General features: G+C 39.6%; 12 protein-coding genes and 1 pseudogene. 8 read left to right on the top strand and 5 right to left on the bottom strand.

Annotated elements, in window-relative coordinates:
• Positions 1-190 precede the first annotated feature (190 nt).
• The 4 genes and pseudogenes from ISX45_RS07105 to ISX45_RS20240 all read left to right on the top strand — a co-directional run bounded on the left by ISX45_RS07105 (position 191) and on the right by ISX45_RS20240 (position 2,234).
• Positions 191-289 (top strand): YjcZ family sporulation protein, encoded by a 99-nt coding sequence (locus ISX45_RS07105; protein WP_071880425.1) that lies wholly within the window; start codon positions 191-193, stop codon positions 287-289.
• A 38-nt stretch (positions 290-327) separates the two neighbouring features.
• The gene (locus tag ISX45_RS07100; RefSeq protein WP_181556214.1) at positions 328-480 is read left to right on the top strand and encodes a YjcZ family sporulation protein; all 153 of its coding nucleotides are present in this window, start codon (positions 328-330) and stop codon (positions 478-480) included.
• Positions 481-673: 193 nt separating this feature from the next.
• Complete coding sequence (locus ISX45_RS07095) at positions 674-874, top strand: DUF1028 domain-containing protein (RefSeq protein WP_267240206.1); 201 nt, start codon at positions 674-676, stop codon at positions 872-874.
• A gap of 615 nt (positions 875-1,489) precedes the next feature.
• Positions 1,490-2,234 (top strand): annotated as a pseudogene (locus ISX45_RS20240) (sulfite exporter TauE/SafE family protein).
• Between the two features lie 296 nt (positions 2,235-2,530).
• On the opposite strand, the gene ISX45_RS07085 reads toward ISX45_RS20240, so the two are convergent.
• From ISX45_RS07085 to ISX45_RS07070, 4 genes are all read right to left on the bottom strand, one after another.
• Entirely contained in the window at positions 2,531-3,895 is a 1,365-nt protein-coding gene (locus ISX45_RS07085) for an MATE family efflux transporter (RefSeq protein WP_181556211.1), read from the bottom strand.
• Between the two features lie 191 nt (positions 3,896-4,086).
• Entirely contained in the window at positions 4,087-5,349 is a 1,263-nt protein-coding gene (locus tag ISX45_RS07080) for a two-component system sensor histidine kinase NtrB (protein ID WP_194520370.1), read from the bottom strand.
• An 81-nt stretch (positions 5,350-5,430) separates the two neighbouring features.
• On the bottom strand, positions 5,431-6,183 hold the full coding sequence (locus tag ISX45_RS07075; RefSeq protein WP_194520369.1) for a TatD family hydrolase: 753 nt from the start codon (positions 6,181-6,183) through the stop codon (positions 5,431-5,433).
• Positions 6,176-7,366: an alanyl-tRNA editing protein gene (locus ISX45_RS07070; protein WP_194520368.1), complete on the bottom strand. Its 1,191-nt coding sequence runs from the start codon at positions 7,364-7,366 to the stop codon at positions 6,176-6,178. The genes ISX45_RS07075 and ISX45_RS07070 overlap by 8 nt, the downstream gene beginning before the upstream one ends.
• Before the next feature lie 219 nt (positions 7,367-7,585).
• On the opposite strand from ISX45_RS07070, the gene ISX45_RS07065 reads away from it, so the two are divergent.
• The 3 genes from ISX45_RS07065 to ilvA all read left to right on the top strand — a co-directional run bounded on the left by ISX45_RS07065 (position 7,586) and on the right by ilvA (position 12,067).
• On the top strand, positions 7,586-8,788 hold the full coding sequence (locus ISX45_RS07065; RefSeq protein ID WP_194520367.1) for an MFS transporter: 1,203 nt from the start codon (positions 7,586-7,588) through the stop codon (positions 8,786-8,788).
• Positions 8,789-9,559: 771 nt separating this feature from the next.
• The gene (locus ISX45_RS07060) at positions 9,560-10,789 is read left to right on the top strand and encodes an MDR family MFS transporter (protein WP_194520366.1); all 1,230 of its coding nucleotides are present in this window, start codon (positions 9,560-9,562) and stop codon (positions 10,787-10,789) included.
• Positions 10,790-10,858: 69 nt separating this feature from the next.
• Positions 10,859-12,067, top strand: coding sequence for a threonine ammonia-lyase (ilvA, locus tag ISX45_RS07055; RefSeq protein WP_194520365.1), 1,209 nt, complete (start codon positions 10,859-10,861; stop codon positions 12,065-12,067).
• A 40-nt stretch (positions 12,068-12,107) separates the two neighbouring features.
• Here the strand turns inward: ilvA and ISX45_RS07050 are convergent, their stop codons facing one another.
• Positions 12,108-12,359 carry a DUF6154 family protein gene (locus tag ISX45_RS07050; RefSeq protein ID WP_181556204.1) on the bottom strand — a complete coding sequence of 84 codons (252 nt, stop codon included), beginning with the start codon at positions 12,357-12,359 and terminating at the stop codon, positions 12,108-12,110.
• Between the two features lie 134 nt (positions 12,360-12,493).
• Here ISX45_RS07050 and ISX45_RS07045 point away from each other — a divergent pair, with 134 nt between their 5' ends.
• A complete protein-coding gene (locus tag ISX45_RS07045; RefSeq protein ID WP_194520364.1) occupies positions 12,494-13,276 on the top strand; it encodes a GNAT family N-acetyltransferase in 783 nt (260 codons plus the stop codon).
• Positions 13,277-13,445: the final 169 nt, after the last annotated feature.

Raw genomic sequence — 13,445 nt, 5'->3', positions numbered from 1 at the left:
AAACTAAACGACTTTTTTATTTTTTAAATGACATTTTTATAATTTAAACAACTTTTTTATTACTCAACACTTCCGTGTGAAAATCCGTTTTTTTTTTGACTCAACAAATACCCATTTTTATGAAAACGTCTAACCATTTTTAACCTAGATGAATAGTCTACTAGTACAAAAGTGAAGGAGGTGCTCAAAGATGGGTGCAGCTTACGGTGGCGGCTTTGCGTTAATTGTCGTCTTGTTCATCTTGTTAATTATTGTTGGATGTGCATGTATTGGTGGTTGGGGATACTAATGAACAACGATAACGATGTCATATAAGGAGGTGGATGTATGCCATTCGGATATGGATACGGCTGGGGCGGCTATGGCGGCTGGGGCGGCTATGGTGGCTACGGGTACGGCGGCTACGGTCATGGCCGTAGCTTCGTGCTAATTGTCGTCTTGTTCATCTTGTTAATTATCGTTGGTGCTACATGGTGCTAATGCGTATAAACGGGAAGAAGCTCCAGAACAGCTTCTTCCTTTTTTATTTTTAGATAGAATGAATGAAAAAGAGAAAGAATTATGACAGGATAGGATAGCTGTGCATACACATTCCATAGTTGAATATGATCTGGAAAAATGAGTTGGGCAGTCGGTTCAGAAATTTTTCGGAGTCGACGCTGTCATTTCGTAGGTGAAAGCTGGGGCAGGGATGATTGTAATTCAATCGTATGCGAACACATCTTACGTCGCCAAAGGATTAGAATTAATGGCATCAAAAAAATGTCATAAGAAACGCCTAAGTAAGATATTGCTGACAGAAGAGAGCGACCGCGAACGAAGGAAAGCCGGAATCGTGGATGCGAAAGGAAATACAATGGTATTTTACAGTTAAAAAATGTTATCCTTAAGATGTTGGAATTATCGGAAACTACTACGCTGCACAAAGAATATGTTAGGAGAGAAGAAACAGTATTAGTGATGGGAAGAACGTTTGAACAAAAAAGGATTGCCTCAGGCTTGCTTGTTGAAGGCGTTATATGCTAGCTAAGAAGCTGGGACATCCACGGTAAACAGTCGTTCCGCGTTTTTAGTTGTCAAAGAACATGGAGGTTGCGGCGGCTACAATGACCGTTATATTGATTTATGCGTCAATGACCATTATTGCAGAGTTGTCTTTACCAAAACCGAAAGAGAGAAACATCGCTGCTATAAAGAAGAAGTGAAAAATGAGCTTTCATGCCTTTTTTCTCACATCGGCTGTCTAAAAGGCGATAATTGATGTAATCATCTTTACGAAGCGTTAACCTTGCATTATTGAGTGACCATAAAGATGCGGAATTATCAATAATGCCGTTGAATTTACAATAGAGCTTTTTTACTTTTCATACTCAACTAAATTGGTAAAGGTGATACGATGATAGGGAGGGTTATCGCCGTTACTCCTAAAGCAGACATTGAAAATTATATCATTCTCTGATTAGATTTAGAAATTTTTGGGAGGAGTATCTTGGATACTTTGTTTTTTGCTTTATTAGGGGTAGGAATTATCTCTTCTTTTGTTGGAACGTTAGCTGGCGGTGGCGGATTAATTACATTACCAGCAATGATGCTTGTAGGAGTTCCTATTCAAATCGGCATTGCCACCAATAAGTTTTCATCTGGGATTGCCGCACTAACGAGTGTATCATATTTGTTAAAAAATAAATATCTAGATGGCAAAACGATATGTATGAATGTTTGTATTGCATTGCTTGGAGGGATTTGCGGAGCTCTAATTACTACAAGTATTGACGAAAAGACTATGAACGTTATAGCCCTTATTTTATTGGTAGTTGCCTTAATTGTTACTTTAAGAAGCAAACAGTGGGTATCGTCTGTTGAAGGGAAAAGCAAAAAAAACTAGTATCGTAAGCAGAATTGTCCCTTTCTTCATAGCTGCATACGATGGAGGATTTGGACCGGGATCTTCAACGTTTGGAATTATTCATTATATGAGTCAAGAAAATACTTACATGAAGGCTGTTCAGCTTACAAGGGTTTTAATTTTAGGAAGTTGTTTGGGAGCATTTGGTGTATTTTATCAAACGGGATTTGTGCAATGGCATTATGCTTTTGCTATGGCAATAGGATCAGCAATAGGTTCTCAATTTGGCTTACTGACATTACCGCATATTCCTGTAAGATATGCTAGGTCTTTATTAATCACTATCATTTTTTTGTTGATAGGACAAGTATTATACAAGTTCATATAAACTTTTTGTTTAACACAAACATTTAAATTTTCCTTTTTTTAGATAATTTAGTTGAACTAGCAGAGGGCTGAATAGTTGAGGGGCATGAAAAGGCTTTATATTACTGTTTCACATAATAAAGTTGCAGCTATTTTTATTATCCAAGTAAGGCTTAAGAGTTTTGTTATTGAATACGTATTTACATACGGAGAATATTTTGAAAAACGATGACTTGAAAATGAAACATTGATTGCGAAGTGCTTGACCATATGAAGCAACAACGCTGAAAGGAGAAAAGGCTGACAGTTATTCATCTGTCAGCCTTTCATTGTTTGTATGCGGTGGTAGCGGCGTTGGATAAACAAAAGACGGGCAAGAAGGAAAACGGCACCAGCAGCTAAGCCTGCAATAAGCCCAATCCAATAACCAAACGCGTGAGCTGAAGTGAACTTCGCTAGTAGATAGCCAAATGGCAGTCCGATGACCCAGTAAGAAATTAAGGCGGCTACAAACGTAGCATTTACATCTTTATACCCTCGCAATGCTCCTTGAATCGGAGCAGCAATCGCATCAGAAAGTTGGAAGAAAATAGCGTACAACAGAAATTGTTTCGTTAGTAAAAGCACTTCTTGTTCTTTTGTGTAAATTGAAGCGATTTCTCCACGGAAAAAATAAAGAAAAAGCGAAGTAAGAACGGCTGTACATACCGCCATTCCGATGCCGAGAAAACTGTATTGTTTGGCATCTTTATAGCGATTTGCCCCAACTTCAAAACCAACAGCGATCGTTAGTGCTGTGGAAATACTTAACGGAATCATATAAAGAAGTGAGGCAAAATTCATCGCGCTTTGATGGGCAGCAATCGTTGTTGTGCTAAATTCACTCATCAATAATGTAACCGCAGCAAAAATACTCGTTTCAAAAAAAATTGCAAATCCGATCGGAAGTCCTACTTTTAATAACTCTTTCCACATGGCCAATGAAATAGGATAAAGGCGATGAAGAACACGATAACGGGCAAATCGGCGAAAACGATGGATGACTAATAAAGCAGAAAAGCAACAACACCAATACGTAATCGCTGTTGCATAGCCTGCGCCGACTCCACCTAGCTTAGGGAACCCTAGCTTGCCGTAAATGAGTAAGTAATTAAAAAAGATATTCATCGGCAATGCGGTTAAGGTAATGAACATTGTTACTTTCGTTTGTCCAAGTGCATCGATAAAACAACGTAACACATGATAAATGAACAATGGAATAATACCAAAAGCAAGAGCGACTAAATAATCATAGGCAATTTGTTGCACGTTATCTTCTAACTTCATTTGTTCTAAGATAAAGTCCAATCCGATCATTCCGCATCCAATAATGACAAATGCAATGACAATTGCTAAATACATCGCTTGCATGACCGAATAAGGGATTTGATCATATCGTTTGGCTCCGAGGTGTTGAGCAACGATCGGGGTAATGGATAACAGAATTCCACTAAGGCCCGTAAAAACGGGAACCCAAAGGCTTGATCCAATGGCGACCCCCGCTAAATCCACAGCACTTGCATGACCTGACATTGTTACATCGGCAAAGTTCATCGCATACAAGCTGAGCTGCGTGATTAAAACAGGAAAGAGAATGTGCAGTAATTGAGCTGCTTTATCTTTTAGTGTGACGGTTTGTTGCATTTCCGACGCCTCTCTTTTACAAAGAAATTCCACTATTACTATAGATTACGAGAAAAAGAGAAAAGAAACAATAATTTTAAACGAAAAGATATGGCGTTCGCAAAAAGGGATACGAGAATCGAATTATGTTTATATATTTAAGTAAACATTGTTCTAAATGAATAATATAAATGAAGCTGTCTCGACTATATTTAAGACAGCCTTGCTTTCACAATGGGCAATTCGATGAAAAAGCATGTTCCGCATTCGCTGCTTTGCACTTTCATCGTTCCTTTATGTAGTTCAATAATTTTATGTGATAACGATAGTCCGAGCCCTGTTCCGGTTTCCTTTGTCGAGAAAAATGGGTCAAAAATGTGATCGATAATGGTCGGAGGAATTCCTGGACCGTCGTCACAAAATTGAATTTGTACAATGTTGTTATGTAATTTGCTTGAAATCGATACATTCATCGTTTTTTTCACTTTCGCTTCGACTGCGTTGCGAAATAAGTTTAAAAACACTTGCAGAAGCTGATTTTTATCTGCTTCGACATCATAATCGGTTAAACGTTCATCTAAATTAAAACGAATATCCACGTTATGGAGCAGCCCTTCACTTTGCAGTAACATGCCTAACTCCTCTTGAATAAATTGATTGATTTGTATTTTTTCCATCTTGATGTCAGCGGGTTTGGCGATATTCAAAAAATCGGTAATAATGCTGTTAGCACGGTCGAGTTCAGGAATAAGCAATTGATCGATAAGTGAAACGATTCGGTCAGGGAGATCGCTCTTTAAAAATTGCAAATATCCGCGCACGGTTGTCAGCGGATTGCGAATTTCATGGGCAATTCCTGCAGCGATACGTCCAGCTACGGCTAATTTTTCCGTTTCTTTCATCAAGTTTAACGATTGAAACATACTGATAACGCGTTTGATAGAGCCGTCCTCATTCCGGATCATGCGCGTATTAATAATTCCGTAATAGCGGTCTAATACTTCTTGATTATAAATCGGTTCGTTCATTTCAATTGATTTTAGCGTGACAATGAGTTCATCCGGTAGTTTTACTAAATCACGTATATGCTTTCCAATAACAGAATCGCGGTTAACTCCCATATCGTTGGCTGCTTGCAAGTTGCAAAGCGTAATGATTCCGTTACCATCCACAAATACGATATGATGTGGAACGAAATCAAGAATCGGTGCTAAAAATGTTTCGATTTTCTCAAAAGGTAAATCGCTATCCAGATTGATATCAAGCTGAAGATAGGTACCTGTTTCACGAGAAGCGGAAAGCGAATGAATCGTTGGTGCTATTTTTCCACGCTTTTTTTTCAATTTCATTCCTAATGAGTGATCCGTAAATTCCACTGGAAAAGGAAGCTCCTTCACAAAATTTTTATATAATTGTAATTCTTGTTCTAATTCGGTGATGCGCTGTTTGAGCTGTTCATAGGAAAAATCGATCATACTACACGACTCCTTGATTAAAACGTTCGTTAGTTAGTGTACAGAAAAATGGTCGTTTCCGCTAGAGGAATTTTTGCGACGTCATTTGTAAAGCTTCCTTGTATTGGTAACGATGCTTGCCCGTATTGTTGCAATATCTTGGCGATAAAAGGAAGCGACGGCTTGAAGCGAATACGATAATAATAAAGGCGATGTAGGAACATCGGTGAACGGTCCATCAAATGGCCAAGGTCCGTCCGTTTCTAATAACAGTTGCTCGATCGGAACGTGAGAAAGCAATTGTCGATCACGTTTCCGATAACAAACTTCTGGAGTAACGGAAATATAATAACCGCATTGGATAATTTGCTGAACGAGAACGGGATTGGCTTTTAGCCAATGAAAATGTGCCTTTGTGGCTTTATACTTTTGCAAAATTGTTAAAGCAGTCTGCGCGCGATCATATACGGCATGAATCGCTAAAGGTAAGGAAGTATCGACAGCAAGCTGAGTGATCTGTTCAAATAAATCGCGATAGTAAGGAAAATGCGAAACGGCTTCCGCTGAATAGTACGGAAGCCCGACTTCTCCGATGGCAGTAAGATGTTGACGTTCTTGTTGTAATAAGCGAGTCCATTCGTTCCAATCTGCTTGATTTGGCAGCGGTTGTTCCGGATGAAACCCGATCGCTGCATAAATGAAGGTAGGGAACCGTTGTTTGAGCTCGAGTGTCCGATAACTTGACCGTAAGTCGGTAGATACAGCGACAACCGCCTCAATTCCTGCCTCTTGCCATTGTTGTATAGTTTCTTCGATATCAGCATATTGGTCAAGATGAATGTGGGCATCAATCATTCACTGTCACTCTCATCACTTCCGTTTCCAACCAATGCATAAACGCATGTACATCTTCAATGGTTGAAAAGGTTGCCTGTGCTTGTCGTTCGTTACCGCCACCTTTTCCGTTCATTGCTTCGAGCTGCTGTTTGAACAATTGTCCGACATGTAATGAAAGAGAAGGGGACTTGACCATGACTAAACGCTGTTCTGTTGTTGTTGCCAAAATGGCAGTTTTATTGTAACGGGTCACGATTTCGTTCGCAATGGCCTGCAAATCTTTCATCGTATATTGTTCATAGAGGCGAACGACAACTGGAACATTTTCGGCTTGTTGAGCGCTTGTTTGTGCTTCGCTTCCATAAATGACTTGCTTTAGCTGCTGTAGCTGTTTCTGTAACTCCTTGTTTTCTGATTCTAGTTTACACAGCACATCGAACAACATTTCCCGGTTTGTTCCGAATTGTTGAGAGATATTGGTAAGGATAGTGTGAGAGGCGCGATAATCATCAAGCGCGCGTTTACCGCATTTAAACGACAGGCGTGTCATACCGCGATGTCGTTCGGTTTTTAATAGTTTAATCATTCCAATTTCTCCAGTCCGTGCGACATGCGTGCCGCAGCAAGCGGAAACATCTACTCCTTTGATTTCTACGACGCGAATTTTACCATCGACATCCGGGAGTTTACGAAACGGAATCGTATGAGTTTCTTCTTTTGAGACGTAGTACGTTTTAACAGGAAGGTTCGCATAAATAAGCTCGTTCACCCGGTCTTCAATTGCCATGAGTTCGTGTTCCGATAAGGATGGAATGTTCAAATCAATCGTAACGATATCACTGCCAAGATGAAAACTAACGGTATGGGCATCAAATAAGTCGATACATACGGCGGATAATAAATGTTGACCGCTATGTTGTTGCGTATGATCAAGACGACGACCAGCATCAATTTGACAGTGAATCGTTGATGTAGACGGAAGGGAAGGGAGGCGATGATATACTTCCCCGTTTTGTTCAAAAACATCGATAACAGGAATATCTTCTATCATTCCTTTGTCAGAAGGCTGGCCACCCTCTTCTGGATAAAAAGCTGTTTCTGCTAATGTGACGATATATGTATCACCATCTTCGCGACAGCTGGTGATCGTTGTCATCCATTCCGTCGTCGAGGGCGAAGTATAGTACAATTTCGTAGTCACAAATTTCATCCTTTCTTGTCATCTCATTTTCTTTATTTTAACAATTTTTCAACCTCCTGCCCACTTTTTGTTATATATTTTTTAATAAAACTATGTTCTAAATAAATAATTGTAAAAATCAAAAATAACATGCAATAGAAAAGAGTGAAAAGAGAAAAATATTTCTCTAATCGAAATAGTGTGATAAAATGTCAATGGCAAAAAAGAGGAGATGGTGACATGTGGAAAAACCAAAATGTGTGGCTTGTGCTAATAGGAGAATTTGTTGCAGGATTAGGGTTGTGGTTGGGGATCATTGGGAATTTGGAATTTTTACAACAACATGTTTCCTCTGATTTTTTGAAATCCCTTATTTTATTTATAGGGTTGTTGGCGGGGGTTATGGTAGGTCCGATAGCGGGAAAAGTGATTGACCGCTACAAGAAAAAAACGGTATTGCTATATGCAGGCTTTTTTCGAATGGCCAGCGTCATATTTATGATGCTAGCGCTGCATTTTTCATCCGTTGGCTGGATGGTTGTGTTTATGGTTGTCATTCAAGTGTCAGCCGCTTTTTATTTTCCAGCTCTTCAGGCAGCGATTCCGCTCATAGTGAAGGAAAAAGAATTGTTATCAATGAATGGGGTTCATATGAATGTTTCGACGGTGGCTCGAATTCTCGGCACTGCCTTGGGTGGAGCATTGCTTGCTGTGATGAACCTTCACTCGCTATATGTATTCAGCATGATTGCCTATGGAGGCCTATTTGTATCAACGTTTTTCCTACATATTCAGGAAGAGGGAAAACAAAGACGGAACAAGCATCACCAAGCAGCCAATTTTAAAGAAATCGTCCCTGTTTTAAAACAATTCCCTCTTGTGAAAATCGCATTGTTATTAACGATTGTTCCAACGTTGTTTCTCGGCGGATTTAACTTAATGGTCATCAATATAAGCGAATTGCAACATGACAGCACGATTAAAGGGCTTTTATATACAGCAGAAGGGGTTTGCTTTATGATCGGCGCGTTTATCGTGAAACGAATTGCGGAGAAATGGGATTTACGAAGAATGTTATACAGCTTTTCTTTGTTGATTGCTTGCGCTCATTTATCGTTATATTTTGCGGAAATGAAAATTGCTCCATTGTTGTCATTTGCCGTATTTGGTTTTGGAGTTGGCTGTTTTTTTCCGATTGCTGCAACCATTTTTCAAACAAACATTCCAAAACAATACCATGGCCGCTTTTTCTCGTTTAAAAATATGTTAGACCGCGTCATGTTTCAAATCGTTCTTCTTGGAACGGGATTGTTGCTTGATACGATTGGACTATCATATATGGTCGTCGTCTTTGGTACCATTTCATTGGCGCTTGTTTTATACTTTTTTACCAAAGAAGTAAAGCAGCAACCGTCCTTTCATCATCATGACCCATCGTCATGATCATAGTATTATCTAATGAAACTATGTTCTAAATAATCAACTAAAAACAGAGTATCTTTCTTAGGGAACAACTTGCTGGTTGTCCTTTTTAAACTTGACAACAAATAAATAGTAAAGAGACAGAGTGAATGCAGATAAAGCAATGCTATATAATTACGAAAGTTCAATCATTATCGTAAACAGCTATTCTGCTGTCGGAGGATCGAAAAATACACCCTAGCGAATCGAAAGAAGTCCAGTGGTGCTTCCTTGACTGCTTATAGCGTGTTTTGTAATGGGCAATGACAAACAAGGGAAGATCACGCCGTTTCCAATTTCGGAAATGGATAAGTATAGGGGGGCGTGAGGAAATGAATTACTAGTAAAACGGGCGCAATCTCTAGTAGCAGAAACAACGATTCATGCTTGATCACTTTTTTCCTTCTCCGAATTTTTCAACGAGTTTGCTGGCCAGTCCCATATTAATTCTGTTGAGTGAAGCACTGCGAGTTTTGCGGCATAGTAAGCAAGACCAGATAAAGATATACAAATATGCTAAAGCCCTAGTCGTTTTCTTTTCTTTCGGTAACGATTCTTTTAAGAAAAAGGAGGTTATGAGCAATAAAAAAAGGAAATTGCACGATTTTTTAGCGAAAATCTTCCAATTGTAGGGTCACAAATAATCCAATCCCGATCGCTTTATAACAGCGGGAGAAAGCGAAGTTTTCCATAGCTGACACTTCCGTTATGTAATATCCTAATGGCAAAATATATCGATTTAAGGGGGAACGTATGGGTACACTCAAATCATTGCATCCGTTAAGCTTACATATTATTATCGGAACATTATTCGCAAGAACGGCAACATTTATGGCGATTCCTTTTTTATCGATTTATTTAACAAAAGTAAAGGGAATTAGTCCTGTAGAGGCGGGAGCTATTATCGGAATCAGTGCATTTGTCAGCTTGTTTAGCGGATTTATAGGCGGTCACTTATCTGATCGTTTTGGAAGAAAACGGATTATGCTTGCTTCTATATGGGTATGGGCATTCGTGTTTATTGGTTTTGCTATAGCAGAGCATGTTTTTGTCTTTTTTCTTCTAAATGCCCTAAACGGAATATGCCGTTCATTTTTTGAGCCATCTTCGCGGGCATTGTTATCGGATGTAACAAAACAAGAACAAAAATTGCTTGTATTTAATTTGCGCTATGCTGCTATTAATGTTGGAGCTGCTATTGGTCCATTGCTCGGCTTAAAAATGGGAAGTGCTTCCTCGACCTCTGCTTTTTGGCTTACCGCCATCATTTATATATTATACGGCTTGTCGCTATCGCTCATGTTCCACCGCAAACAATATACGATAGCCTCGCCGTCTGGTGAAACGAAAGAGCATATCACATTACGGAAGGCATGTTACGTATTAATCCATGATAAAGTATTTTTCTTTGCAATTATCGGTATGACGTTAGGTGTGGCAGGATATTCGCAATTTAGTTCCACCATTCCTCAATATTTATCGAGTGCCCCGTATTTTCAAAATGGAGTAGAATTGTTTTCTTATTTGATCGTGGTGAACGCTGTTACTGTTTTAGTGGCGCAATATCCGGTTTCACGAATTGGCAAATTTTATTCTCCTATTGTATCGATTATGCTTGGTACGGTCACAGTTGGAAGTGGATTATTCTTATTTGGACTTGTTCATCAGCCTTGGTTGCTAGTCATAGCTGTGGTCATTTTTACGATTGGAGAAGTGATGATGTTTACAATGAATGACTTATTTATTGACCAAATTGCCAATCCAGAGATGAAGGGATTATATTTTGGAGCAATGAGTTTTACTTCGATCGGCAATGCGTTTGGGCCAACATTAGGCGGATTTTTCATTTCTGTATTCGGTGTTTCTGGGGGAGGTTACTTATTCGGGTCTCTAGCGCTCTTAAGTTTCTTGGGCTTTCCGTTTCTTTTCTACGTATCCCGTTTATTAAAGGTGGAAAAGCAACATATTGAATATAGTTTGTAGATGAATAACCGCTTGATATATAATAGCAATGCAAACGCTTAAATGAATGATAGTTAGGTGATAGAAACGATGTTGATACTTAATGACGTTCTACAGGCAAGAGAAAAAATGAAAGGGACGATTCACGAAACTCCTCTTGAACATTCGCAAACGTTCAGCAAACTTTCTGGTAATGATGTGTATATGAAGTTAGAAAATCTGCAAAAAACAGGGTCATTTAAAGTGCGCGGTTCGTTCAATAAAATTATGTCGTTGCGGGAAGAAGAACGGCAGCGCGGAGTAATTGCTGCATCTGCAGGAAATCATGCCCAAGGAGTTGCTTATTCAAGCAGCATGATCGGCATTCCATGCACGATCGTCATGCCGAAGGGAGCGCCGTTAAGTAAAGTCCAAGCAACACAAGGATATGGGGCAGAAGTGATTTTACATGGAGATGTTTTTGACGAGTCGCTTGACTACGCGCTAGAACTGCAGCGGCAGAGGGGAGCGACATTCGTCCATCCGTTTGATGACTTAGCCGTCATGGCAGGACAAGGAACGATTGGGCTAGAGATTTTAGAACAACTCCCAGATGTGGATGTCGTGTTATGCCCTGTTGGTGGAGGAGGGCTGCTTTCCGGATTGGCGTTTACGTTAAAGCAATTGAAGCCGTCGATTCAAGTGTATGGGGTCGAATCATCAGCTTGTCCAGGAATGACAGCGGCCCTTCGCCATAAAAAGCCGGTAACGATTACTTCTTCCGATACGATCGCGGATGGCATTGCAGTAAAGAAACCAGGAAACATTACATATGAGTATATTGAAAAATACGTTGATGGCGTTGTTTGTGTAGAAGAAGCGGAAATTTCGCGAACGATGCTGTATTTACTTGAACGAAATAAACTGTTAGTCGAAGGTTCCGGCGCGTGTCCACTCGCTGCTTTGTTATATCATAAATTACAGTTTACAGGAAAAAAAGTTGTCGCTGTGTTAAGCGGGGGCAATGTGGACGTCACACTCATTTCCCGCATCATTGAACGCGGATTAGTCGAATCGGGGCGATTTGTTACGTTTACAACGGTCATTTCTGATAAACCGGGACAACTTAATAAACTATTGCGCATCATCGCTGAATTGGAAGCAAACGTCATGTCGATTCATCACCAGCGCATCGGAACAAAAGTGTTACCGGGTCAAGCGGAAATTCATTTCTCACTTGAAACCAAAAATCAAGACCATATTCATCAAATTCACCAAGTGTTAATAAAAGAAGGATATGATGTGGAATTTTTTCAATAATTCCAAAAGGATGGCTATATAAGCCATCCTTTTGCTTTGCCTAATGAACCACTGATGCAGACGGCATCTTCGTTTGGCCGAGTCCTTCGTGCGCCATTTTAGCTTTAAGGCTTTCGAGAATGAAAAGACCTACCATGCCCATTAATTCATCATCATCCATTTCTTTAATAAGTTGAAGCAAATCATGTCGGTCTAACTCTTCTAAAATCGACATCGTCACGACTTCTGCGTCTTCCTCGTCTCCTGTTAGCCGATCTTTGTAATATTCATATAGCTCGTCAACAAATTTCATTATTTAGTCCTCCACATGTTCGTTTTACTATCAGTATAAATAAAAACGAAAAATTTATGTACATTGTTACTGTCTATTTTTAGTTAAATATAGTATTCTAGTAAAAATATTAAAAACAGAGGGAGATAGATGGGATGATTCGTCGTCTAACGAAAAGTGATCATAAGTTGCTTTTTTCTTTACTAAAAGAAGAACCGTCATTCAATCTGTTTATTATTGGGGACATCGAATCTTTTGGATATGACGCAGATTTTCAAGACATATGGGGAGAATTTGACGAAAATGGTACGTTAAACGCAGTGTTGCTTCGCTATTACGATTCTTACATTCCATATGCGCGAACATCGTTTCATGTGGAAGCATTTGCGCAGCTTATCCGACAAACGTCTACCTCGTCTTTCGTGTTGTCTGGAAAATCAGAAATTGTCGAGCAATTCGAGCACGTGCTACCGCTAGGAAACAAGCGTGTTACCTATTTTTGTGAATGTCAAACAGATAAACTCGCGACAGGAACAGAGAATATTGACATCAAAAAGGCGACGCTTGATGATGTTGACCGAATTATCGCTCTGCGACAAAGCATTGCGGAATTTACAACAACGCCGAGAGCGCGGGAGATGTTGGCGAAAGGGCTAGAGACGAATACAAGCAGAACATATTATATTGAGGAAGATGGCAAAATGGTTGCTTCTGCTTCGACGACTGCGGAAAATTCATTATCGGCGATGATTGTTGGTGTATGTACAGAAGAAGCATATCGGCAAAAAGGGTATGCGAGTGCCATCATGAAAAAACTCATACAAGATTTGATTTCCGAAGGGAAAACATTATGTTTATTTTACGATAATCCAAAAGCAGGAAATATTTATAAGCGTCTTGGATTTCGAGACATTGGCACATGGACGATGTATCTTTAGAAAATCGCAAGATGCTTGCTTAGGCGATGATAAGCGTTGAGGCTTACCGAAAAAAGCACGGTAAGCCTATTTTTTTAAGAGAGATTATTATCCATCGGCTTTGTTCAGTGTGGCGCGGCGAATATGTCCGTTTCCTTTTGCATTATTATTAACGGTTTGCTTTGGTGGC

It is taken from the genome of Thermaerobacillus caldiproteolyticus (genome assembly GCF_015326725.1).
Lineage (GTDB): Bacteria > Bacillota > Bacilli > Bacillales > Anoxybacillaceae > Thermaerobacillus > Thermaerobacillus caldiproteolyticus.
Note: the sequence above shows the minus strand (reverse complement) of the source record. Positions and strands in the feature narration are given on the sequence as shown.

Coding starts and splice junctions, on each gene's coding strand:
- ISX45_RS07105 (WP_071880425.1), top strand. CDS start 191: ATGGGTGCAGCTTACGGTGGCGGCTTTGCGTTAATTGTCGTCTTGTTC.
- ISX45_RS07100 (WP_181556214.1), top strand. CDS start 328: ATGCCATTCGGATATGGATACGGCTGGGGCGGCTATGGCGGCTGGGGC.
- ISX45_RS07085 (WP_181556211.1), bottom strand. CDS start 3,895: ATGCAACAAACCGTCACACTAAAAGATAAAGCAGCTCAATTACTGCAC.
- ISX45_RS07080 (WP_194520370.1), bottom strand. CDS start 5,349: ATGATCGATTTTTCCTATGAACAGCTCAAACAGCGCATCACCGAATTA.
- ISX45_RS07075 (WP_194520369.1), bottom strand. CDS start 6,183: ATGATTGATGCCCACATTCATCTTGACCAATATGCTGATATCGAAGAA.
- ISX45_RS07065 (WP_194520367.1), top strand. CDS start 7,586: ATGTGGAAAAACCAAAATGTGTGGCTTGTGCTAATAGGAGAATTTGTT.
- ISX45_RS07060 (WP_194520366.1), top strand. CDS start 9,560: ATGGGTACACTCAAATCATTGCATCCGTTAAGCTTACATATTATTATC.
- ilvA (WP_194520365.1), top strand. CDS start 10,859: ATGTTGATACTTAATGACGTTCTACAGGCAAGAGAAAAAATGAAAGGG.
- ISX45_RS07050 (WP_181556204.1), bottom strand. CDS start 12,359: ATGAAATTTGTTGACGAGCTATATGAATATTACAAAGATCGGCTAACA.
- ISX45_RS07045 (WP_194520364.1), top strand. CDS start 12,494: ATGATTCGTCGTCTAACGAAAAGTGATCATAAGTTGCTTTTTTCTTTA.